The following is a 22,623-nucleotide window of genomic DNA, read 5'->3' on the forward strand; positions in this document are numbered from 1 at the left end:
GAGGTAGTTCGTGACTTCGTGTCACGAACTACCTCGGCACGGTGCGTGCTACCTCGGCACGGTGCGTGCTACCTCGGCACGGTGCGTGCTACCTCGGCACGGTGCGTGCTACCTCGGCAGTGGGGGTGCTACCTCGGCGAGCCGGTGTCCTCGACGACGTGGCCGCCGTCGAGCACGAGGCGCCGGCCGCGGAACCGCTCGCGCATGGTGCGGTCGTGCGAGACGAGCACGAGGGTGCCGGCGAACGCGGCGAGCGCCGACTCCAGCTCTTCGACGAGCGCCGGGGCGAGGTGGTTGGTCGGCTCGTCGACGAGCAGCACGTCGGTGGTGGTCGTGACGACGCGGGCGAGCTCGAGCCGCGACCGCTGGCCCTGGGACAGCTCGGCGATCGGGCGCGGCAGGTCCTCCGGGCGGAACAGCCCTGTGCCGAGCAGGGCCTCGGCGTGCTCCTCCAGGTCGCCTGGGCGGCCGGCGGCGAAGCCGTGCAGCACGGTGCGCGTGTCGCGCGACGTCAGCGTCCCCACCTGGCGCAGGTGCCCGACGACGCCCGAGACGCGCGCCGCGCCGGCGTCCGGCGCGAGCTCGCCCGCGACCACCGCCAGCAGGGTGCTCTTGCCCGCGCCGTTGGCCCCGGTCACCAGCACGTGCTCGCCGTGGCCCACCACGAGGTGGGGCACCGCGAGACGCGGCACGCCGCCGCGCCCGTGCACGACGACGTCGGCGAGGCCGATCGCGGGCGCACCGTCGGCCTCGGCGTCGACCGCCGCCGTGGCGACGTCCGTCCGGAACTCGGCACGGTCCGCGGGCCGCTCGGCCGGATCCGCGGTGAGGCGCCGCACCTGCTCCTTGGCGCGCCGGATGCGGCCGGTGGCCCCGTGCGTGCGTGACCGGGACCGGAAGGCGCCCGACCCGAACGACGCCATCGGCAGCTTGCGGGGGATCTGCTCCATCGCCTCCGCGTTCGTGTCGACGACGCGCTGCTGGCGGTCCACGTCCGCGCGCCACCGCTCCCACGCGAGCCGGGCCCGTTCGCGCTCGGTCTCCTTCGCGGCCAGGTAGCCCGACCATCCCGCGCCGTACCGGCGTGCGCGGCCGCCGTCGACCTCGACCAGCGTCGTCGTGAGGTCCGCCAGGAAGGCCCGGTCGTGGGTGACGGCGACGACCGTCCCGTCGTGGTCGCGCAACCGGCCGGTGAGCCAGTTGAGCGCGTCGTCGTCGAGGTCGTTGGTGGGCTCGTCGAGCAGCAGGAGCTCCGGGTCGGCCGCGAGCGTCGCCGCCAGCGCGAGCCGGGAGCGCTCGCCGCCGGAGAGCGAGCCGAGCGGGCGCGCGCGGTCCAGGTGGGGGAGCCCGAGCCGGTGCAGCGCGACGTCGACCCTGCGGTCGGCGCCACGCCCGTCGCGGGCGTCGAAGCGTGCGGTGAGGTCCGCGTACCGGCGCAGCGCGTCGTCCAGGTCGGCGCCGTCGAGCGCGCCGAGCCGGTCCTCGAGGGCGGCGACCTCCGCCGCGAGGGCGCGCACGTCCGCCAGCACGTGGTCGATGGCCTCGGCGGCGGTGCTCGACGGCGGCAGGTCGAGCGACTGCGGCAGGTAGCCGGTGCCGCCCGGCGCGCGCACCGTGCGGGTGCCGTTCTGCGGGAGGAGCGTGCCCGCGACCACGGCGAGGAGCGTGCTCTTGCCGGAGCCGTTGTCGCCGACCACGCCGACGCGCTCGCCGGGGGAGACCGTCAGGGAGAGGCGGTCCAGCACCACGCGGTCGGCGTAGCGCAGGGTGATGTCGGTGAGGGTGAGCTGTGACGGGTCCACGGGGGACTCCTTCCCGGAGCGGAGGTTCGACGCGGCGGCGCGGGACTGCTCACAGGGATCTCATCGCCGTGCACCCTACGTCCCGGTGCCGGGACGCACCAGGTGATTGTGGTGAGCGGTCGGGCGGTGCTACCAGGAGAGGGCGACCGGCCCCAGCAGCCCCGACGGCCGGCGGTCGCCCTCGTAGTAGTTCGCGGCGCTGTTGCTCACCAGCACCTCCAGGGTGCGGCGGCCGGGGCGCAGCACTCCCGGTGCCAGGTCGAGCACGTGCGGGGCGGTCAGCGCGTGCCCGACGACGACGCCGTCCACGCACACCGTCGCCGCGTCACCCACCGTCCCGAGGTCCAGGCGCGCCGCGCCCGCGCCTTCCGGCACGTCCACCTCGGCCGTGTAGCGCACCGACCCGGAGAACCGCCGCAGCGCCGGCTCGCGAGCCCAGTCGCCCAGGCCCAGCACGGTCGGGACCGCCGCGCCGTCGTCGTCCTGGGTCGCGGCCAGGTCGCCGACCGCCCGCGCCACCACGCCGCGCCAGCCGGAGACCTCGACGCGGTGGCCCTCGGTCGGCGCGGTCGGCGCGGTCGGCGCGGTCGGCGCGGTCGGCGCGGTCGGCGCGGACGTCGCGGACGTCGCGGCCGTCGCCACGGGGCGCCCGGCGGCGCGCACGAGCGCGAGCGTCCGGCGCCGCTCCAGCACCAGCACGACCCGCCCGTCGTCGTCCCGCTCGACGGCGCGACGTCCGTCCGTGAACGGGTCCCACCAGCACGCGTCGTCCGGCAGCGGCGGGAGCCGCAACGCGGTGCGCACCGGCTCCTCGCCCTCGTGGAAGAAGACGTAGCCCGCGCCCCCGCCGAGCACCACCGCCCGCAGGTCCGGCGCCGCGGGCGCGGCGTCCACGACCGGCACGCCCGCCGCGCACAGCCGGGCCTTGAGGGCGACGACCCCCGGCACGCCGTCGGCCGGGTCCACCAGCACGGCGTACCCCGCCGCGACGTCCGGGTCCTCGCGGTCCACGTAGCCGAAGTCGAGCTGTGCCTCCAGCAGCGCCCGCACCACCGGCCCTGACGGCACCGCGTCCGGCCGGCTCAGCACCCCCACCGACCACACGGGCGGCGCGGCGGCGAGCAGCTCCGCCACCCGCCGCACATACCCGACCAGCGGCGGCAGGTGCGGCCACCACGAGTTCCACCGGCCCAGGTCCGGCTCGCTCTCGAACGCCCGCCCGCCGCGCACGGACGCGAAGAACGCGTGCAGCACGGGCGTCGTCACGCCGCGGCTCAGGTACCAGTCGAGCAGCCAGCGGGCCTCGTCCAGGCTCAGCCGCCACCCGTACGCGCCGAGCACCTCCGTCACCGCCGGCGCCCCGCCGCGCGCCCGCGCGGCGCTCGCGGCGACCTTCGGAGCGGTGCTCTCCGGCCCCTCCAGCGCCGAGCCGTCCCCCGGCAGCACCCACCGCCACACCGTGTCCTGCCCCGGCCAGTCCATCCGCGCCGCGGTGCCCAGGTCGTCCGGTTCCGCCGGGTGCCCGGTCAGCGCGATGCCGTGCCGGGCGCACCATGCGGCCTGCGCGTCGTAGTACACGCGGTGCAGCCGCGCCCGCACGGCGTCGTCGTAGGCGCGCACGAACCCCGTCGCGTCGGGGTCGGTGCCGCCCGGGCGCGTCTCCTCGCCGCCGTCCCACAGCGCGGGCAGGCGGCGCAGCACGTCCGCGACGTCGACGCCGAGCGCTGCCGCGACCTCCGACTCCAGCCCCGGCGTGTACGGGCGGGCGAGGGGCCGGTGCCCGCGGCCCAGCAGGAAGGGCTCGTCGGTGAACATCGCCACGACCGTCGTGCCCAGGTGCTCGCCCAGCGCGGCGGCGTACGCGTCGTGGGTCAGCTCGAGGAACGCGGCGACGGCGCCCGGGTGCAGCAGGTCCGCGGCGGCGGGCGCCAGCGCGGACCCGTCGTCCTGCTCGGCGTGCGCGCCGCGGATCGTGCCGCCGCTCGCCGCGTCGAAGACCGCCGTCACCGTCCAGGCGCCCGGCGGCAGGTCGAGCCGCACCAGCCCCGGGGCGCGCACCGGCAGCAGCACGCCCGCGCCGTCTCGCGTGACGTCGCGCCCTTCCTCCGGGTCACGGCGCGCGACGACGGCCAGCAGCCGCGCGTCCAGGTCGCGGCCCAGCGCGGGGCGCCAGTAGTCGACCTCGCCACCGCCGGCCTCGCCACCGCCGACCTCGCCACCGCCGCCCGGGACGACGACGTCGTGCGTCACCGGCACCAGGCAGCGGGCGACGAACGCCGGGTCGCGCGCCACCACGGCACCGTTCGCCGAGCCGGACGGGTACGACGCCTCGTCGTAGAGGATCACCGCCAGGCCGAGGCGCGCGCACTCGTCCACCGCCACGCGCACCAGGCGCAGGTACTCCGGGGTCAGGTACCCGACCCGGCGGCTCAGCCCCACCCGCGCGCTGAGCGTCACCCCGACGAAGCCCGCCCCGGCGAGCTCGCCCAGCTGTGCCCGCACGCCGTCGTCGTCCAGGTCGTCGTTCCAGAAGACGAACGCGTACGGGCCCACCGGGCCGTCGGGGGAGCGCCGCGGCATCAGCCGACCCGCACCACACGCACCGCCCCCGTCGGCACCGGGAGCACGCCGTCGACGACGTCGCCGCTCAGCAGCTCGGTACCCGTCACGGGCGTCGCGCCGGTGCCGAGGGTCGCGTCCGTCTCGGTGTGGTTGATCGCGAACAGCCAGGACGTCGCGCCGTCCTCGGACCACCGCCGCACGACCTCCACCCCGGCCGGCGCGACGACGTCGGGCCCGACGCCGGCCTCCGCCACGAGCTGCTCCGCGAGCGCGCCGAGGCCCGCCTCGTCCAGCCGCGTCGCGACGTACCAGGCCCGCCCGGACCCCACCTCGCGGCGGGTCACCGCCGGCCACCCCGCGAGGACGCCGTCCCCGTACGCCGCGACCACCTCGGTGCCGTCCGCGGCCCGGGTCTTCTCTGTCCACAGGTCGGCGCCCGCGTCACTGCCCACCGCCTTGCCGGCCACGCGCACCTGCACGCCCTCCTGCAGCGGGTGGAACTCCTCGGTGCGCACGCCGAGCAGGTCGCGGAACGCGCCGGGGTAGCCGCCGAGCCGCACGTGGTCGTGCTCGTCGACGATGCCCGAGAAGTACGTGACCACCACGGTCGCGCCGCGCTCCGCGGCGGCCGCGACGTTCGCGGCGTCCGCGTCGGTGACGAGGTAGGTGGTGGGCAGCACGACGAGGTCGTAGCCGTCGAGGTCGGCGCCCGGCGGCACGAGGTCGGTCGTGACGCCGAGCCGCCACAGGGCCCGGTACCAGGCCTGGACCTGGTCCATGTAGCGCAGGTCCCCGGAGGGGTGCGAGTCGAGCTCGGCGCCCCACCACGACGGCCAGTCGACGACGACGGCCGCGCGCGAGCGCACGCGCGACCCCCGCACCTCGCCGAGCGCCCGCAGCGCGCGCCCGAGCGTCACGACGTCGCGCCACACGTCGGAGTCGCGCCCGGCGTGGGGCACCATCGCCGAGTGGAACTTCTCGGCGCCGGCCCGGGACTGGCGCCACTGGAAGAACATGACCGAGTCGGCGCCGCGGGCCACGTGCTGCAACGAGTTGCGCAGCAGCTCGCCCGGCGCCTTCGGCGTGTTGCGCGGCTGCCAGTTCACGGCGGACGTCGAGTGCTCCATGAGGATCCACGGGGCGCCGCCCGCGACGCCGCGCGTGAGATCGGCGGAGAACGCGAGGCCGACGTGGCGCTCGGGGTCCGCCGACATCGTGTAGTGGTCGTTCGCGACGACGTCCAGCTCGGGCGCCCACGCGAAGTAGTCCATGCCCTTGGTGTGCGCGGTCGCCATGAGGTTGGTCGTGACGGGCACGTGCGGCGTGATCTCGCGCAGCGTGTCGCGCAGGTCGAGGTAGTAGTCGAGCAGGGCGTCGGAGGAGAACCGGTCGAAGTCGAGCTGCTGCGTCGGGTTGGCGAACGTGGGCGCCGTCAGCGGTGGCAGCACGTCGTCGAACGACCCGTAGCGCTGCGACCAGAACGCCGTGCCCCACGCCTCGTTCAGCGCGTCGACGCTGCCGTACCGGGCACGCAGCCACTCCCGGAACGCGGCCGCGGCCGCGTCCGACCAGTCGCGCGGCACGTGGCAGCCGATCTCGTTGTCGACGTGCCAGACGGCGAGCGCGGGGTGGTCGCGGTACCGCTCGGCGATGCGGGTGGTCATGCGCAGCGCGTAGTCGCGGTGCACGGGGTGGGTGACCGAGTACGACTGGCGGCCGCCCTGGTGCAGCACGGTGCCGTCGGCCAGGCGGGGAAGGATCTCCGGGTGCTGGCGGGTCAGCCAAGGCGGCGGCGACGCGGTGGCGGTGGCCAGCGCCACGCGGATGCCCGCGGAGTGCAGGCGGTCCATCGTCTCGTCGAGCCAGCCCCAGTCCAGCTCGCCCTCGCGCGGCTCGATGGTCGCCCAGGAGAAGATCGCCACGCTGAGGATGTTGACGCCCGCCTCGCGCATGAGTTCCAGGTCTTCCAGACGCACGTCCTGCGGCCACTGCTCGGGGTTGTAGTCGCCGCCGAAGCCGAGGCCCACGAGGTCGGCGTTCCAGGGGCGGGGGGACGGGGTGGACTCCGGTGTCGTGCGTCGTCGCATGTCCCTAGTCTGTCATGTATCGATTCAATCGGGAAGCGCTTGCCGGGTCTCGAACCAGGCCCCGCCGAGATGCCGAACAGGTGGTTGTTCACCGAATGACGCTGTATTCGGTGAACAACCACCTGTTCGACATCGGGTGTCAGCCGACGCCGGTCGTCGACTCCCGGACGATCAGCTCGGGCTGGAAGGTCACCTGCTCGACGGCGTCGTCCGGGTCGAGCAGCAGGTCCGCGGCGCGGTGGCCCAGCTGGTGCGTCGGCTGGCGCACCGACGTCAGCGGGGTCGCCAGCTCGCCGGCGAAGGCGACGTCGTCGTACCCGACCACCGCCATGCCCGACGGCACGGGCACGCCGGCGGTGCGCAGCGTGCGCAGCACGCCCAGGGCGGTGAGGTCGTTGACGCACATCGTCGCCGTCGGGCGATCGGCCAGCGCCAGCACCTGCTCCGTCCCGGCCTGGCCGCCGTCGGCGTTGAGGGTCGCGACGGTGATCTCGACGAGCGCCTCCCCGGGGTCGAGCCCGAGGTCGACGAGCGCGTCGTGCAGGCCCTCGCTGCGGTCGGCGCACTGGCGGATCGTGTGGGGGCCGTTGAGGAAGGCGATGCGCTCGTGCCCCAGCCCGACGAGGTGGCGGGCGGCCGCCCCGGCGCCGGCGCGGTCGTCCACGGCCACCGACGACAGGGTCTCGACCGGTGACGGCCGGTCGAGCAGCACCACGCGCAGCCCGCGCGCCCGCAGGGTCTCCAGGTGCTCGACGTCGTCCGTGGCCGGCACCACCATCACGCCCTGCACGCCGTGCTCCTCGAAGAGGCGCAGGTAGCGCGCCTCGCGCTCCGGGTTCTCGTCCGAGCTGGCCAGCATGAGCGTGTAGTCCGCCTCCTCGAGGCGGTCCTCGATGCCGCGGGCCACGTCCGTGAAGAACGGGTTGGAGACGTCCAGCACGATGGCGCCCGCCGTCGTGAGCGTGCCCGCGCGCAGCTGGCGCGCGGAGCCGTTCGGCACGAAGGCGAGGTCCTCGATGGCGGCGAGCACGCGCTCGCGCGTCGTCGGGGAGACCCGGTCCGGGCGGTTGAGCACGTTCGAGACCGTGCCGACCGACACCTGGGCCTGGCGCGCGACGTCGCTGATCGACGCGCGGCGGCGGGGGGCGGTCGTCGTCATGTGCTGCTCCTCGGGTCCGGGCGCCTCGTCACGCCTGGGCTTCAGCGTAGAGGTACCTGTGCGCAGGTCGGTGTTGCTAGGTTCATCGTATGAACCGTTTCATCGACGACGGCGCGACGACGCACGTCTGTTTCGTGTCCCGGGTGCGGCGCGACCGGCTCGACGAGTACCGGGCGGCTCATGCCGCCGTCTGGCCCGACATGCTCGAGGCACTCGCCGAGACGGGATGGCACGACTACCGCCTCTTCCTCGGCGCCGACGGGCTGCTCGTCGGCATCCTGCGGACGGACGACTACGAGCGGGCGCAGCGGGACATGGCCGCCCGCGAGGTGAACGAGCGCTGGCAGGCGGCGATGCAGGACTTCTTCGAGCCGTCCGACGGCCGCCCGGACGAGGGCTTCGTCCAGCTCGAGGAGGTCTTCCACCTGGAGAGGCAGCTCGACGCCGCCCGCCGCACCGCCTGATCCCGCGAGCTGTCAGACCCACGTCCGGCCCTGTGCGCACGTGAGTCTGACAACTTCCCGGCACCTGGAGCTGTCAGAGCCAGGTGGTGGCAGGGCAGCGCGTGGTTCTGACAGGTCGGCGGGTGGTTGACGCCGCCCGGACACCGGCTTAGTGTATGAAACGATTCAAAGCGGCCGGCGCACGACGGGTCGCACCAGCACCGCGCGAGGGAGCGCGGACGAGGAGGAGACATGACGGCGACGACGCCCGTGCTCGACGCACGGCTGCGCAAGGCCCTCGGCGAGCAGACCATCGAGCTGCCTTCGTGGGCGTTCGGCAACTCGGGTACCCGGTTCAAGGTCTTCGGCACGCCGGGCACCCCCCGGGACCCCTACGAGAAGATCGCCGACGCCGCGCAGGTGCACGCCTTCACGGGCATCGCGCCGCGCGTCTCCCTGCACGTCCCGTGGGACCTGGTCGACGACTTCGCCGACCTGGCCCGGCACGCCAAGGAGCACGGCGTGAGCATCGGGATGATCAACTCGAACCTGTTCCAGGACGACGCCTACAAGCTCGGCTCGCTCACGCACGCCGACCCGGCAGTGCGCCGCAAGGCGGTCGCGCACCACGTGCAGTGCATCGACGTCATGCGTGCCACGGGGTCCAAGGAGCTGAAGATCTGGCTGCCGGACGGCACCAACTACCCCGGTCAGGACTCGATCCGCGCCCGCCAGGACCGGCTCGCGGAGTCGCTCGCCGCCGTCTACGAGGAGCTCGACGACGACCACCGCATGGTGCTCGAGTACAAGTTCTTCGAGCCGGCGTTCTACCACACGGACGTGCCGGACTGGGGCACGTCCCTGCTGCACTGCCTCGCCCTCGGCGAGCGCGCGAAGGTCGTGCTCGACACCGGCCACCACGCCCCCGGCACCAACATCGAGTTCATCGTGGCCCAGCTGCTGCGCCAGGGCCGGCTCGGCGCCTTCGACTTCAACTCGCGCTTCTACGCCGACGACGACCTCATGGCCGGCGCCGCGGACCCGTTCCAGCTGTTCCGGATCATGCACGAGATCGTCGAGGCCGACGCGCTCCGCCCGGAGTCGGGCGTCAACTTCATGCTCGACCAGTGCCACAACATCGAGGACAAGATCCCCGGTCAGATCCGCTCGGTCATGAACGTGCAGGAGGCCACGGCGAAGGCGCTGCTGGTCGACGCCGAGGCGCTCGACGCGGCCCAGCGGGCGGGCGACGTGCTCGGCGCGCACGGGGTGCTCATGGACGCGTACAACACGGACGTCCGCGGACTCCTCGCCGACCTGCGCACCGAGCAGGGCCTGGACCCCGCGCCGATGCGGGCGTTCGCCGCCTCGGGCTACCTGGACAAGATCGCCGCCGCGCGCGTGGGCGGCACGCAGGCGGGCTGGGGCGCCTGAGCATGACGACGACGGCGGCCGACCAGCTCCGCGTCCGCGACCACGTCCTCGCCGGACCGCACGGTGACCTGCGGGTGCGCGTCTACCGTCCCGCGGGAGCGACCGTGGCGGGCCTCGTCTGGGCGCACGGCGGCGCGTTCGTGCACGGCGACCTCGACATGCCCGAGGCCGACGGTGTCGCGCGCAGCCTCGCGGCGGCGGGCGTCGTCGTCGTCAGCGTGGAGTACCGGCTCGTCCCGCCGATCGACTACCGCGACCCGCAGGCCGTGCCCGGGGCGGACGGCGTGCGGTTCCCGGTGCCGTCCGAGGAGGTCGCGTTCGCGTTCGCGTGGGCGACCGGCGCGGCGGCGGACCTCGGCGTCCCGGCCGACCGCTGGTCGCTCGGTGGCGCGAGCGCCGGCGGCGACCTCGCTGCCGGGGCGGCGCTGCGCCTGCGCGACGGCGCGGTGCCGCTCGGCACGCTCGTCGACGCGCCGTCACGCGTGCCGACGCCGTCCACCCTCGTCCTCGCCTACCCGGTGACCCACCAGGTGCTGCCCGCACCCTCCGCGGAGCTCGCCGCCAAGATCGCCGCCCTGCCGCCGGAGCGGAACTTCCCGCCGGCGGCGGTCCGGGCGATGCACGCGAACTACCTCGGCCACGACGGCGCAGCGACGTCGCCGTACGCCTTCCCCGGCGGGCAGGACCTCACGGGCCTGCCGCCCACGCTGATCGTCAACTCCGACCACGACGCGCTGCGCTCGGGCGGCGAGGCCTTCGCCGCCGAGCTCCGCGCCGCCGGCGTCGACGTCGTGGTCGTCCGCGAGGACGACACGTTCCACGGGCACCTCAACCAGCCCGAGGACCCCGGCTGCGCCCGCACCCTCGCGCGGTTCGCCGCGTGGCTGACCACGGCGCACGAGCCGCCCCGCTGAGGCCCGTCGACCCAGCCGACCCTGCCCACCCGAACCGCCCGCACCCACTCACGTCCGTCGGCCGACGGACCGATCACCGGAGCACCGATGACGAACCAGACCGCCACCCCGACCGTCGAGGCCCTCGTCGCGCGGTCGAACCGCCTGGGCGCCGACCCTCGGAACACCAACTACGCCGGCGGCAACACGTCCGCCAAGGGGACCGCACCGGACCCCGTCACCGGCCAGGACGTGGAGCTGCTGTGGGTCAAGGGCTCCGGCGGCGACCTGGGCACCCTCACGGCGCAGGGTCTCGCCGTCCTGCGGCTCGACCGCCTGCGCGCGCTGGTCGACGTCTACCCGGGCGTCGAGCGCGAGGACGAGATGGTCGCCGCGTTCGACTACTGCCTGCACGGCAAGGGCGGCGCAGCCCCCAGCATCGACACGGCCATGCACGGCCTGGTCGACGCCGCGCACGTCGACCACCTCCACCCGGACGCGGGCATCGCGATCGCGACGGCCGCCGACGGACCGGGGCTGACGGAGAAGATCTTCGGCGGCAAGGTCGTGTGGGTGCCGTGGCGCAGGCCCGGCTTCCAGCTCGGCCTCGACATCGCCGAGATCAAGGCCGCACACCCCGACGCGATCGGGACGGTGCTCGGCGGTCACGGCATCACCGCCTGGGGCGACACGGCCGAGGAGGCCGAGGCGAGCTCGCTGTGGATCATCGAGACCGCGGCCGCGTACATCGCCGAGCACGGGTCGCCCGAGCCCTTCGGCCCCGCGCTGGAGGACCACGCCGCCCTGCCGGACGGCGAGCGCCGCGCCAAGGCGGCCGCCCTCGCCCCGCACCTGCGCGCCGTCGCGTCCCACGACCGGCCGCAGGTCGGTCACTTCACCGACGCGGACGTCGTGCTCGACTTCCTGGCGAGCGCCGAGCACCCGCGCCTGGCCGGGCTCGGCACGAGCTGCCCGGACCACTTCCTGCGCACCAAGGTGAAGCCGCTCGTCGTGGACCTGCCGGCGACCGCGACGGTCGAGGAGATCGTCGACCGCCTGCCCGCGCTCCACGAGGCGTACCGCGCGGACTACACGGCCTACTACGAGCGCGGCGCCGCCGAGGCCCGCGCCCGCGGCGAGGAGCCGCCCGCCATGCGCGGCGCCGACCCCGCGATCGTCCTCGTGCCCGGCGTGGGCATGTTCTCCTACGGCGCGGACAAGCAGACGGCGCGGGTCGCGGGCGAGTTCTACGTCAACGCGATCAACGTCATGCGCGGTGCGGAGGCCCTGTCGACCTACGCCCCGATCGACGAGTCCGAGAAGTTCCGCATCGAGTACTGGGCGCTGGAGGAGGCCAAGCTGCAGCGCAAGCCGAAGCCCAAGCCGCTCGCCACGCGCATCGCGTTCGTCACCGGTGCCGCGTCCGGCATCGGCAAGGCCATCGCCACCCGCCTCGCGGCCGAGGGGGCGTGCGTCGTCGTCGCGGACCTGGACCTGGAGAAGGCGCAGGCCGCCGCGGCCGAGCTCGGCGGCACCGACGTCGCCGTCGGCCTCGCCGCGAACGTGGCCGACGAGGCCGCCGTGCAGGCCGCGCTGGCCGAGGCCGTCCTCGCCTTCGGCGGCGTGGACATCGTCGTGAACAACGCCGGCCTGTCGCTGAGCAAGTCTCTGTTCGACACGACCGAGGCGGACTGGGACCTCCAGCACGACGTCATGGCGAAGGGCTCGTTCCTCGTCGCGAAGAACGCGGCACGCGTCCTCGTGGACCAGAAGCTCGGCGGCGACATCGTCTACATCTCGTCGAAGAATTCCGTGTTCGCAGGGCCCAACAACATCGCCTACTCGGCCACCAAGGCCGACCAGGCCCACCAGGTGCGGCTGCTCGCCGCGGAGCTCGGCGAGCACGGCATCAAGGTGAACGGGATCAACCCGGACGGCGTCGTGCGCGGGTCGGGCATCTTCGCCTCCGGCTGGGGCGCCAACCGCGCCAAGACGTACGGCATCGAGGAGCAGGACCTGGGCAAGTTCTACGCCCAGCGCACGCTGCTCAAGCGGGAGGTGCTCCCGGAGCACGTCGCGAACGCCGTGTACGCGCTGTGCACCAGCGACTTCTCGCACACGACCGGCCTGCACGTGCCCGTCGACGCGGGCGTGGCGCAGGCGTTCCTGCGGTGACAGGCGCGACGGCGGGGCGGGCGCGGGAGGGGACGCTCGCCGCCGTCGACCTGGGCGCCACCAGCGGGCGCGTCATCCTGGGCCGGTTCGGCGCGGGCGGGCTGCGGCTGCAGCACGTGGCCCGGTTCCCCAACGAGCCGGTCCGCACGCCGGACGGCCTGCACTGGAACCTGCTGGAGCTCTACCGCCAGGTGCTGGAGGGGCTGGCCGCGGCGGAGCGCGAGGCGCCGGGGGAGATCCTCGGCGTCGGGATCGACTCGTGGGCCGTGGACTACGGCCTCCTGCGCGACGGGCGGCTGCTCGGCGTGCCGTACCACTACCGCGACGCGCGGACCGCCGCCGGCGTGGAGCGGGTGCACGCCCAGGTGGACGCCGCCGCGCTGTACGCGCGCAACGGGTTGCAGCACCTGCCGTTCAACACCGTGTTCCAGCTCGCCACGGAGGGTCCGCTGCTCGACCTCGCCGACCGGGCCCTGCTGGTGCCCGACCTCCTCGCGCACTGGCTCACCGGGGCGGAGGTCGCCGAGCGCACCAACGCCTCCACGACCGGGCTGCTCGACGCCCGCACGGGGGAGTGGGACACGGCGCTCGCCGACCTGCTCGGAATCCCCGCGCGTGTCCTGCCGCCGGTCGTCGACCCTGGGACGTCGCTGGGCGTCCTCGCGCCCGACGTCGCGCAGGTCGTGGGGCGGGCGCTGGAGGTCACGGCCGTCGGCTCGCACGACACGGCGTCGGCCGTCGTCGCGGTGCCTGCCACGGACCGCGACGTCGCGTACGTCTCGTGCGGCACGTGGGGCCTGGTGGGCCTCGAGCTCGACGCCCCCGTGCTCACGGAGGACGCCCGCCTCGCCGGCTTCACCAACGAGGGCGGCGTGGACGGCCGCACGCGGTTCCTGCACAACGTCATGGGGTTGTGGCTGCTGTCCGAGTCGATCCGCACGTGGGAGCGGGAGTCGACCGCCGCGCAGCGGTCGAGCACCCTGCAGGAGCTCCTGGCGGAGGCGGCGCGCGTCACCGGGCCCGTCGCCGTGTTCGACGTCGACGACCCCCGCTTCCTGCCGCCGGGCGACGTGCCCGGCCGGATCGCGGACTGGTGCCGCGAGCACGGCCAGCGGGTGCCCGGCACGCGCGGGGAGTACGTGCGCAGCATCGTGGAGAGCCTCGCGCAGGCGTTCGCGGACGCCGTCGCGACGGCGGCGCGGCTGGCCGGCCGCACCGTGTCGGCGATCCACGTGGTGGGGGGTGGCGCGCAGAACACGCTGCTCTGCCAGGCGACGGCGGACCGCTCGGGGCTGCCGGTGGTGGCGGGGCCGGTCGAGGCGACCGCCGTGGGGAACCTTCTGGTCCAGGCACGCGCCCGCGGCCTGGTCGAGGGCGACCTGGAGGACCTGCGCGCGATCGTCCTCGCCGCGTTCCCGCCCGAGCGCTACACGCCGCGCTAGGAGCGGTCCGGCGCCCCGGTCGCGGTCAGGCCGTCGGTGGCGCGGTCGGCCGTGGCCAGATCGTTCGTGGCCGGGCCGTCCGCCGCGCCGTCCGGCGTGGGCACCGAGAACTGGGCCCACACGTGCTTCTCGGCCCCCGCGCGGTACCAGCCGACGCGGTCCGCGACCGTCTTCGCGAGCCGGAGGCCGTGCCCGCCCTCGCCGAGCTGCCGGTCCACGGGGACGACGGGCGGTTCGTCGGGGCTGCGGTCCACGACGTCGAGAACGGCCACGGACCCGTCGCACAGCAGCCGTGCGACGACGGGCGGGCGGGCGTGCTCCAGCGCGTTGGCGACCAGCTCGCTCGCGACGAGCACCATGCGTTGCGTGCCGGACAGCCCGCCGGCGTCCTCCGACGGGCCGATGCGGGCGGCGGGACAGTCGCACGGCAGCTGCGACTCCAGCTCGGCCCGCACGTCGGAGAGCTGGTCGACGGTGCGCAGGGTCCAGGATCCGACGACGTCGAGCCGCCCGGGAGGGCATGCCTCCACCGGGTTCACCGACGCACGCCCTGAACCATGCCGCCTCCTGCGCTGAAGGGTGTGGGACCGTGCCTCGAGGCTGCGTCCGCAGCCGAGTCCGTCGTCGACCTTACTGCCCCGTGCCCTGTCCCGCGCGCCCGTGGGGCACGGCACCGCCCCGGCTGCCCTGTCCGATCACCGCTCGCCCCGTGTCGGTGGCGCAGGAGAGGATCACCCGGTGCCTCGCACCTTCGCACGCTCCGGCGCCCTGGCCTTCTGGCACGAGCTTCCTCGTGACGGCCGCTGGCTGCTGTCCACGGTCGTCGTCCAGTTCTTCGGCCGCGGCCTGACGCTGCCGTTCACGATCATCTACCTGCACGAGGTGCGGGGGTTCACCCTCGGCACGGCCGGCACGCTCATGGGCCTGATCGCCGTGGTGGGGCTCGTGGTCACAGGCCCCGCGGGGACGCTGGTGGACCGGTACGGTGCCCGCGCCGTGGTGCTCACCGGCCTCGTCGCGGGGATCGCCGGGCTGACGCTCCTCGCGTTCGCCACGGCCCCGGCGGTCGCCGGCGTCGCCCTGTGCCTCTTCGGCGTCCAGCTCGGCGTGGCCTGGCCGTCGATCAACACGCTCGTGGCCACCGTCGTGCAGGGCGACCTGCGGCAGCGCTACTACGGCGTGAACTTCGCCCTGCTCAACCTCGGCGTCGGCGTGGGCGGCGTCGTCGGCGGCTTCATGGTGGACGTCGAGAGGCCCGGCACCTTCGTGGCCGCCTTCCTCATCAACGCCGCGACGTTCCTCGCACCCGTCGTCGTCCTCCTCGTGCCCCTGCGCTCCCTCCGAGGCAGGGTCGAGCGTCCGGCGACCCAGGACGGCGCGCCCGCGGCCGGGTACCTGCACATCCTGCGCCGGCCCGAGGTGCTCTGGCTGACTGTCCTGTCCTTGTTCGCCTCGTTCGTCGGGTACGGGCAGATGGAGGGTGGGTTCCCAGCGTTCGCCCGGCAGGCCTCCGAGGTCTCGACGCGCGTCATCGGCCTCGCGTTCGTGGTGAACACGGTGGTCATCGTCACCCTGCAGTTCTGGGTCATGAACCGCGCGAAGGGGCGACGTCGCACGCGCGTGCTCGTGGTGATGGCCGTGATCTGGGCGGTCGCGTGGGGAATCCTCGGCGCGACCGGGCTCGTCCCCGGCAGCGTCGCTGCCGTCGCCGGGGTCCTGCTGTTCCACGGGCTCTTCGGGCTCGGAGAGACGCTGCTGCAGTCGGCCCTGCCCGCGATCACCAACGACATGGCCCCGGACCACTTGCGCGGCCGGTACAACGCCGTCAACTCGGGGGCGTTCCAGGCGGGCACGATCGCCGGCCCGGTCGTGGCCGGGTTCCTGCTGGAGCACCACCTGCCGGGCGCCTTCATCGCCGTCGTCGTCCTGGGCTGCGCGGCTCTCGCCGCCGCCGCGCTCATGCTCGAACGTCGGGTCTCGCCACGGGTGAACGGCACGGCGCTCGCCACGGCACCGGCCACGACACCGGCCACGACACCGGCCACGACACCGGCGACGACGCCGGCCGCGACACCTGGCGCGACTCCCTAGGACGCCCCCTCCGGGCCGTCCACGGTCCAGCGGGCGCGGTCATGGCCGCGCGAGGTGCTCGCGCCATCGTTCCCACGGCGGCGCGACCGACCAGTTCAGCCGCAGCGTGCGCACCGCCCGGGCCAGCCGCCGGCGGCGGGCGTGCCGCAGCGAGCGGGCGGAGACTCCGACGCGCAGCCGCCGGTCGCGCACGATGCGCCGCCGGGGCCCGAGCGCGAACGCCAGGTCCAGGTCGTCGTGCACCTCCGGGTCGCGGCGCTCGACCTGGTCCCGCACGGCCCACCAGGTGCTGCGACGCAGGGCCATGGAGGAGCCCCACAGCGCGGTGTGGCCGAGCGCCATCCGGGTGCTGGCGTAGTACGTGCCGAGGTACAGGGCGCACGCCCAGCGACCGGCCCGCAGGTCGGTGAAGGTGCCCACGCCGGTGACGGCGTCGGCCGAGGGGTCGGCGGCCAGGCGTTCCGCCACCGTGCGCACCCAGTCGGGCCCGGGCTGGGAGTCGGCGTCGAGCCGCGCCACGACGTCGCCCCGCGCCGTGTCGTACCCGGCGGCTGCCGCTGCCGGGATGCCGACGTGGGGCTCGTGGACCACGACCGCGCCGGCCCGTCGTGCGACGCCGGCGGTGTCGTCGACGGACGCGTTGTCCACCACCACGACCTCGAGCGGCGGGAGCGTCTGCGCCGTGAGCAGCGCGAGGCAGCGTTCCAGGGCGACCGCGTCGTCCCGGGCCGGGACGACCACGGACACCGTCGGCAGCGCGCCGTCCGGCGGCGGGGGCGCGACCCGCGACCGGCCGGTCACGCGCGCTCCTCGCCCGCAGCGGGGGCGGTCGCGCGGGCCACGAGCGCCGCCGCCGCGAGGCTGCCCACGAGCGCCGCGGCGAGGTCGCCGATGGTGTCGAGGTACGTCACGTGGATGCTCTCGTCGACCAGGGCGTGCCCGAGGGTCTCGAGCAGCTCCCACACGACGGCGAGCAGGGCGCCGAGGCCGACCACCGTCACCGCGGCCGACGCCCGGGGCCGGACGGGGGAGACGGTGACACCGGCGCGGGCCAGCACGTGGTGGCCGAGGGCCGCGAGCGCGCCGGTCGCGACGGCGTGCACCAGCAGGTCGAGCCCTGCGACCGCTTCGTACAGGCCGAGGACGGCGCACCACGCGGCCACGAGCACCGCCGCGCCGCACGCGACGTCGAGCACCGCGGGTGCGCCGGTCGCCCGCGGCACCATCGTGCCGCCGAGGACGAGGAGGAACAGCGCCGCCGCGACCCCGCCCGACGTCGCCGCGGCCACGAGGACGCTCGCCAGGGCCGCGACCCGCACGGCGTCGCCGAGCACGATGCCCCACGTCGGTCGCCCCGGCGCGGCGCGCCAGGCCGCCGCGGAGGGTGCGGTCCGGGGTGCCGAGGTCATGCGCCAGCCTAGGCAGCACCGGCGGCTGCCCACCCGTCGGCGCCAGAGGCTCCCGGCGGCGGTCTCAGACGGGCCGGCCGCGCAGGAGCGCGGCGCCGACCTCGTCGAGGAGGGTTGCCACCCGCGCGGCGTCCTCCTCGCCGGTGCCCAGGTGGCGTGCGAGCGCGGGGACGATCGTCGTCGACCGGATCTCGTCGAGCCGGGCCGAGGCACCCGGCTCGCGCTCGACACGGGTGCGCCGCCGGTCCGCGGGGTCGCTCGCCGTCCGCACCGCGCCGGCCACCTTGAGCCGTGCCACCGCGGTCGACACCTGGCTCTGGGGGAGGCCGGTGCGCGAGGCGATCTCGCCGACGGTCGTGCTGGCGTGCTCGGCGACGTCGGCGGCGACGATCAAGGTCACGCGCGCGCTGCCGGCGTGGCCCGCCTCGCCCCCGGGCGGTTCCGGCAGGGCGTCCTGCCCGATCTTCATCAGGGCGCGCCCCAGCAGGAACAGGTCGACTCCGTTCATCGCGCCAGTCTAGGCGAAAAGCATCTGGTGCGATGTATCGAACTAGATGTAATCTCACGGCATGCCGAAGATCGAGGTTCCCGGGGCCAGCATCCACTTCCAGACGGTCGGGTCCGGCCCGCTCCTGGTGATCTCCCAGAGCGGGGAGGGGGACGCGGACCGCACCGCAGACCTCGTCCCGCGACTGGTGAACCACTTCACGGTCCTCACCTACGACCGGCGGGGCCTGTCCCGGAGCCGACCCCACGATCCCGACCGGGGAGCGTCGATCGCCGACCACGCCGACGACCTCGACCGGCTCCTCGCGCACGTGACGGACGGGCCGGTGGTGATGCTCGGCTGCAGCCTCGGAGCGGTCATCGGCCTCCATCTCGCGGTGGCTCGCCCGGGACGGTTGCGCACCCTCGTCGCACACGAGCCGATCGCGCCGTGGCTCCTGCCGCACGACGAGGCGCAGCAGCACCGCCGCGAGCTCGTCGAGATCCAGGACGCGTACCGCGCCGGCGGCCTCGCCGGCGCCCTGCCCGCCATCGTCCGGTCGCTGGACATCGACCCGTCGGGCGCCCAGAGCGAGCCTGGGCTGACCGCGTTCCCGATGGATGCCGGCCGCGCGGCGAACTTCGACCACTTCATCCGCCACGACTTCACGGCCGCGATCGAGGACCGCCTCGACCCCGGGCTGCTCGTCGGCCTGGGCACCCGGGTGGTCCCCGCCGCGGGAGAAGCGACCTCCGGCGGCGTCTTCGACCGTCGCTGTGCCGAGGCGCTCGCCGCCGTGGTCTCCAGCCCGGTCCGGCTCTTCCCGGGCGGCCACAACGGCAACCTGAGCCACCCGCGCGCCTACGCGCGCCGCCTGCTCGAGGTGCTCGGCGAGCCGGCGGCCGCCACGGAGGCGGCCACCGCGCGTCGCCCGGCCTGAGCAGCCGTCAGGCGCCGGCCGCCAGGGCGTCGGTGCCCTGCACGGCTCCGACCCGGGACACGGCGAGGTCCGCCACGGCCTGCGCGTCGTCGGCGTCGAGCCTCCGGTCGACGACGGCCGCCACCACGTGGACCACCAGCTCCGTCCCCGCCGGCACCCGCCGCACGGCGTCCCAGGCGAGTGCCGGCCCCAGGCCGACGTAGTCACCGACGCGCGCGAACCAGGGGTCGGGTGCCTGGTCGGGGGCCTGGTCGGATGCCTGGTCGGATGCCGGGTCGGAGGCGTCGTCGTTCCGGGGAACGAGCACCAGGGTGGACCACGCCTCACCCGTGCGACGGGCGACCGCCACCCACGGGTGGCGGGAGCCGTGCACGTCCGTCCCGTCGGGGGTGACGACGCGCGCCTCGTCGCCCGTGGGGAGCCGCCAGAACCAGCCGCCGTAGCCGGCGCCGGGGCGGCCGTGGGTGGCGGGGCTGCCGATCTCCAGGTAGGTGTCACCGGCGCGCAGGGTGCTGTGCCAGCCGAGCGCCCAGGCGTCGGCGCCGGGCAGGACGGCCGCGGCGAGGCGCCGACGTTCCGTGAGCTGGACGCCGCCCCGTGCGTCGAGCCAGCGCAGCCGCTGCTCCAGGGTGGTGCCGTCGTCGGTGACGACCGTGGCGGTGACCTCCTGGCGGCCGTGGTTGGCGAGCAGGGTCGGTCCCTGGCCTCGCACGTAGGTGCGGCCGCCCCAGTGGCTCGTGCCGTTCACGTCCGCGACGGCCAGCGACACCCCGTAGTGGTGCCGGTGGTCCACGGGGCTCATCGCCGTCATCGCCACCCCGTCCAGCGAGTGCACGGGGTGCAGGAAGGGGCGCGGGCTGTGCACGCCCGGCATCGTCGTGCCGCCGGAGTACCGGCCCAGGGCGCGGCCGTCCGCGGTGGCGAGCACCCACTCGTCGTCGGCGGCGCGCCACCGGGCCGTCTCGGCCTCGGACCGGTCCGCGGAGCCCGCGGCGTCGGCGTCACGGTGCCGCGCGGGCGGCACCGGCCCGGTGCTGCCCCGCACCACGAGGCCCGGCGTGATGTGCAGGGCGACGCCCTCCGCACCGAGCCGGGTGCGCTCGACGCCGAGCACGCGCGCGTGCAGCAGCTCCCAGGCGCGCCGCCCGAGGTCCGCCTGCGGCACGGCCGCCGTCGTGAGCGACGGCGTCGCGTACCGGGCGAGCTCGATGTCGTCGAACCCGCCGATCGACAGGTCGCCGGGCACGGCCACCCCGGCCTCGTTGAGGCGCGCGAGCAGCCCGAACGCGACCAGGTCGTTGAACGCGACGACCCCTGTGGCGCCGGTGGCGAGCACCCGGTCGGCCACGCGGTAGCCGGCGTCCACGGTGGGGCCGCAGGGCACGGTCGTGACGCGCAGGCCCGGGTACCGGTGGCGCGCGTCGTCGAGCGCCCGCACCCGCAGGGCGTTGGACGCGCTCGACGGCGGCCCGGCGACGTAGGCGAGCTCCCGGTGCCCGAGGGCCACCAGGTGGTCCACCATGCTGCGCACCCCGGCGCCGTAGTCGACGCGCACCGTCGGGACGGTGCCGCCCGGCACGTGCCGGTTGATCACGACGACCGGCTCCAGGCGCGGCAGGAGCTCCCGCAGCGCGTCCTCCGACGTGCGGGGCGCCGCGAGGACGAGCGCGTCGCAGCGTTGCCGCGCCTCGAGTGCGACCTCGGCCTCGTCCCGGGTGTTCTCCGCGGTCTCCGCCACCAGCACGCGATAGTCGTGCGGGGCGGCCGCCGCCATCGTGCCGCGCAGGATCTGCTGGAACATCGGGTTCGCGAGGTCGGGCACCACGAGCGCGACGGAGTTCGTGCGGCCCAGCGACAGGCTGCGTGCCACCCGGCTCGGCTGGTACCGCAGCTCCCGGGCGACGGCGCGCACCCGCTCGGCGATGTCCGGAGCCACCGTGGCCCGGTCGTTCATCACCCGCGAGACGGTGGCCCGGGAGACGCCCGCCGCCGCCGCGACCTCGTCGATGGTCGGCCCGCCGGAGCGCTGCATCACGCGTCCTTCCCGGCCACGGTGACGCGGACCGGGCCGAACGTGCCGCCGTCGGCGTCGCCCGCCGCGCTGCCGAGCGGGACGCTCGAGAAGAGGCCGACGTCCGCGCCCACCCAGTGCCCGACGTGCGCCTGCCACGGCGGTGCGGGCTCGTGCCAGGGCGCGTCGGCGCCGGTCCGCCACCCCCACGTGACGGCGCCGTCGGCGTCGACGGCGGCGCGGACCAGGACGCTCGACGCGCCGGCCGGCACCGGCTCCTGGGTGAGGATCTCCTCGTCGCCGTGGGTGCCGCCGCGCCGGACGGTGACCTCCACGCCGCCGGGCGTGCGGACCAGCCCCGCCCACGCGTACTCGCGGCCGAGGACGACGACGCCGGCCCGGGTGCCGGGCGCGTCGGCCGTCAGCACGACCCTGGTCTCCCAGGTGCTCGGCTGCCCGGGCAGCTGCTGGCTCAGGACCGCGCCCTGGTCGCGCAGGTTCCCCCGCGGCGACGGCTGCGCGGGCAGGAACAGGGTGCCGCCGCCGTCGGCCACCGCCCAGGCGTCGTCGGGGTTGGCCTGCCAGTGCCAGCGGGGTGCCAGGCCCGGGGTGGTGAAGTCGTCGCTGCGCACGGGCTCGCCCGGCTCCGCGCCGGGGACCGGGGTCGGGTGGGTGAGCACCGGCGTCCCGCCGTCGCCCACCACGGGCCAGCCGTCGTCGTCCCACCCCATGGGCTGCAGATGGACCACGCGCCCGAAGACGCCGCGGTCCTGGAAGTGCAGGAACCAGTCGGTGCCGTCGGGGGTGTCGACCCACGCGCCCTGGTGCGGGCCGTTGACGGGGGTGTCGCCCTGGGCAAGCACGACGCGGTGCTCGTACGGGCCCCACACCGACCGGGACCGGAACGCGGTCTGCCAGCCGGTCGCGACCCCGCCGGCGGGCGCGAAGATCCAGTACCAGCCGTCGCGCTGGTACAGCTTGGGGCCCTCCAGGGTGCGGAAGCCCGGCAGCTCGTCGCCGTCGACGACGGTGCGGGGCGGACCGACCACCCGCCGCAGGGCGGGGTCCACCTCGACCACCGTGAGCCGGTTCTTCACCCCGGCACGGCTCTTGGCCCACCCGTGCACCAGGTAGGCGCGACCGTCGTCGTCCCACAGCGGGCACGGGTCGATGAGCCCCTTGCCGGGCAGCAGGCACCACGGCTGCGACCAGGGGCCGCGCGGGTCCTCGGCGGTGAGCACGAAGATCCCGTGGTCGGGGTCCGGGTAGACGATCCAGAACAGGCCGTCGTGGTGGCGCAGGCTCGGTGCCCACACCCCGGACCCGTGCCGGGGGAGCGCGTAGTGGCCCTCCGGGGGCAGCGCGGGAAGCGCGTTGGCGACGTGCTCCCAGGACACGAGGTCGCGCGAGTGCAGCACGGGCAGCCCGGGGGCGCGGTGGAAGCTGGACGCGATCAGCCAGTAGTCGTCGCCGACCCGGACGGCGTCCGGGTCCGGCCAGTCCGCGTCGAGGACCGGGTTGCTGTAGTGGGTCATGGTCGCCTTCCGTCACGTCGCTGGGACAGACGGCGGTCCGATGCGGGAAACCGGTTACCGCCGCGCGACGTCAGCCTAGCAACCGGTTTCCCATCGTCGTACCCCCCACATCTGGTCGCCGACGTAGCGCTGGGGGCTCGTCCGGGCCCAGGA

Annotated in this window: 17 protein-coding genes; 7 read left to right on the top strand and 10 right to left on the bottom strand. The window is 75.1% G+C overall.

Annotated elements, in window-relative coordinates:
• Positions 1-128: 128 nt before the first annotated feature.
• The 4 genes from ACFT55_RS09115 to ACFT55_RS09130 form a co-directional block, all read right to left on the bottom strand.
• Complete coding sequence (locus ACFT55_RS09115) at positions 129-1,802, bottom strand: ABC-F family ATP-binding cassette domain-containing protein (protein ID WP_380243498.1); 1,674 nt, start codon at positions 1,800-1,802, stop codon at positions 129-131.
• A gap of 129 nt (positions 1,803-1,931) precedes the next feature.
• A complete protein-coding gene (locus tag ACFT55_RS09120; protein WP_380243499.1) occupies positions 1,932-4,382 on the bottom strand; it encodes a hypothetical protein in 2,451 nt (816 codons plus the stop codon).
• Entirely contained in the window at positions 4,382-6,451 is a 2,070-nt protein-coding gene (locus ACFT55_RS09125; protein ID WP_380243500.1) for a beta-galactosidase, read from the bottom strand. Before ACFT55_RS09125 ends, ACFT55_RS09120 begins: the two co-directional genes overlap by 1 nt.
• Before the next feature lie 139 nt (positions 6,452-6,590).
• Entirely contained in the window at positions 6,591-7,610 is a 1,020-nt protein-coding gene (locus ACFT55_RS09130) for a LacI family DNA-binding transcriptional regulator (protein WP_380243501.1), read from the bottom strand.
• 89 nt (positions 7,611-7,699) lie between these two features.
• Between ACFT55_RS09130 and ACFT55_RS09135 the strand changes: the two genes are divergently transcribed.
• From ACFT55_RS09135 to ACFT55_RS09155, 5 genes are all read left to right on the top strand, one after another.
• Positions 7,700-8,074: an L-rhamnose mutarotase gene (locus ACFT55_RS09135; RefSeq protein ID WP_380243502.1), complete on the top strand. Its 375-nt coding sequence runs from the start codon at positions 7,700-7,702 to the stop codon at positions 8,072-8,074.
• Between the two features lie 231 nt (positions 8,075-8,305).
• Positions 8,306-9,487 (top strand): L-rhamnose isomerase, encoded by a 1,182-nt coding sequence (gene rhaI / locus ACFT55_RS09140; protein WP_380243503.1) that lies wholly within the window; start codon positions 8,306-8,308, stop codon positions 9,485-9,487.
• Between the two features lie 2 nt (positions 9,488-9,489).
• Positions 9,490-10,401 (top strand): alpha/beta hydrolase, encoded by a 912-nt coding sequence (locus ACFT55_RS09145; RefSeq protein WP_380243504.1) that lies wholly within the window; start codon positions 9,490-9,492, stop codon positions 10,399-10,401.
• Positions 10,402-10,488: 87 nt separating this feature from the next.
• Positions 10,489-12,555, top strand: coding sequence for a bifunctional aldolase/short-chain dehydrogenase (locus ACFT55_RS09150; protein ID WP_380243505.1), 2,067 nt, complete (start codon positions 10,489-10,491; stop codon positions 12,553-12,555).
• Positions 12,552-13,997, top strand: coding sequence for a rhamnulokinase family protein (locus tag ACFT55_RS09155; RefSeq protein ID WP_380243506.1), 1,446 nt, complete (start codon positions 12,552-12,554; stop codon positions 13,995-13,997). The genes ACFT55_RS09150 and ACFT55_RS09155 overlap by 4 nt, the downstream gene beginning before the upstream one ends.
• On the opposite strand, the gene ACFT55_RS09160 is transcribed toward ACFT55_RS09155, so the two are convergent.
• Complete coding sequence (locus ACFT55_RS09160) at positions 13,994-14,527, bottom strand: ATP-binding protein (RefSeq protein ID WP_380243507.1); 534 nt, start codon at positions 14,525-14,527, stop codon at positions 13,994-13,996. The genes ACFT55_RS09155 and ACFT55_RS09160 overlap by 4 nt on opposite strands.
• Before the next feature lie 208 nt (positions 14,528-14,735).
• Here ACFT55_RS09160 and ACFT55_RS09165 point away from each other — a divergent pair, with 208 nt between their 5' ends.
• Complete coding sequence (locus tag ACFT55_RS09165; protein ID WP_380243508.1) at positions 14,736-16,088, top strand: MFS transporter; 1,353 nt, start codon at positions 14,736-14,738, stop codon at positions 16,086-16,088.
• A gap of 39 nt (positions 16,089-16,127) precedes the next feature.
• Here the strand turns inward: ACFT55_RS09165 and ACFT55_RS09170 are convergent, their stop codons facing one another.
• From ACFT55_RS09170 to ACFT55_RS09180, 3 genes are all read right to left on the bottom strand, one after another.
• Positions 16,128-16,889: a glycosyltransferase family 2 protein gene (locus tag ACFT55_RS09170; RefSeq protein WP_380243509.1), complete on the bottom strand. Its 762-nt coding sequence runs from the start codon at positions 16,887-16,889 to the stop codon at positions 16,128-16,130.
• Positions 16,886-17,497, bottom strand: coding sequence for a hypothetical protein (locus ACFT55_RS09175; RefSeq protein WP_380243510.1), 612 nt, complete (start codon positions 17,495-17,497; stop codon positions 16,886-16,888). Before ACFT55_RS09175 ends, ACFT55_RS09170 begins: the two co-directional genes overlap by 4 nt.
• 64 nt (positions 17,498-17,561) lie before the next feature.
• Positions 17,562-18,005 carry a MarR family transcriptional regulator gene (locus ACFT55_RS09180; RefSeq protein ID WP_380243511.1) on the bottom strand — a complete coding sequence of 148 codons (444 nt, stop codon included), beginning with the start codon at positions 18,003-18,005 and terminating at the stop codon, positions 17,562-17,564.
• Positions 18,006-18,066: 61 nt separating this feature from the next.
• Here ACFT55_RS09180 and ACFT55_RS09185 point away from each other — a divergent pair, with 61 nt between their 5' ends.
• Entirely contained in the window at positions 18,067-18,924 is an 858-nt protein-coding gene (locus ACFT55_RS09185) for an alpha/beta fold hydrolase (protein ID WP_380243512.1), read from the top strand.
• A 7-nt stretch (positions 18,925-18,931) separates the two neighbouring features.
• On the opposite strand, the gene ACFT55_RS09190 is transcribed toward ACFT55_RS09185, so the two are convergent.
• The gene (locus tag ACFT55_RS09190) at positions 18,932-20,956 is read right to left on the bottom strand and encodes a DUF6807 family protein (protein WP_380243513.1); all 2,025 of its coding nucleotides are present in this window, start codon (positions 20,954-20,956) and stop codon (positions 18,932-18,934) included.
• Entirely contained in the window at positions 20,956-22,470 is a 1,515-nt protein-coding gene (locus tag ACFT55_RS09195; RefSeq protein ID WP_380243514.1) for a family 43 glycosylhydrolase, read from the bottom strand. The genes ACFT55_RS09190 and ACFT55_RS09195 overlap by 1 nt, the downstream gene beginning before the upstream one ends.
• Between the last annotated feature and the right edge of the window lie 153 nt (positions 22,471-22,623).

This window comes from Isoptericola sp. NPDC057191 (assembly GCF_042670225.1).
Classification (GTDB): Bacteria; Actinomycetota; Actinomycetes; order Actinomycetales; family Cellulomonadaceae; genus Isoptericola.

Bases quoted from the DNA above. Each gene is read 5' to 3' on its own strand.
- ACFT55_RS09135 (WP_380243502.1), top strand. From the start codon at position 7,700: ATGAACCGTTTCATCGACGACGGCGCGACGACGCACGTCTGTTTCGTG.
- ACFT55_RS09125 (WP_380243500.1), bottom strand. From the start codon at position 6,451: ATGCGACGACGCACGACACCGGAGTCCACCCCGTCCCCCCGCCCCTGG.
- ACFT55_RS09180 (WP_380243511.1), bottom strand. From the start codon at position 18,005: ATGAACGGAGTCGACCTGTTCCTGCTGGGGCGCGCCCTGATGAAGATC.
- ACFT55_RS09120 (WP_380243499.1), bottom strand. From the start codon at position 4,382: ATGCCGCGGCGCTCCCCCGACGGCCCGGTGGGCCCGTACGCGTTCGTC.
- ACFT55_RS09175 (WP_380243510.1), bottom strand. From the start codon at position 17,497: ATGACCTCGGCACCCCGGACCGCACCCTCCGCGGCGGCCTGGCGCGCC.
- ACFT55_RS09185 (WP_380243512.1), top strand. From the start codon at position 18,067: ATGCCGAAGATCGAGGTTCCCGGGGCCAGCATCCACTTCCAGACGGTC.
- rhaI (WP_380243503.1), top strand. From the start codon at position 8,306: ATGACGGCGACGACGCCCGTGCTCGACGCACGGCTGCGCAAGGCCCTC.
- ACFT55_RS09195 (WP_380243514.1), bottom strand. From the start codon at position 22,470: ATGACCCACTACAGCAACCCGGTCCTCGACGCGGACTGGCCGGACCCG.
- ACFT55_RS09190 (WP_380243513.1), bottom strand. From the start codon at position 20,956: ATGCAGCGCTCCGGCGGGCCGACCATCGACGAGGTCGCGGCGGCGGCG.
- ACFT55_RS09145 (WP_380243504.1), top strand. From the start codon at position 9,490: ATGACGACGACGGCGGCCGACCAGCTCCGCGTCCGCGACCACGTCCTC.
- ACFT55_RS09150 (WP_380243505.1), top strand. From the start codon at position 10,489: ATGACGAACCAGACCGCCACCCCGACCGTCGAGGCCCTCGTCGCGCGG.
- ACFT55_RS09130 (WP_380243501.1), bottom strand. From the start codon at position 7,610: ATGACGACGACCGCCCCCCGCCGCCGCGCGTCGATCAGCGACGTCGCG.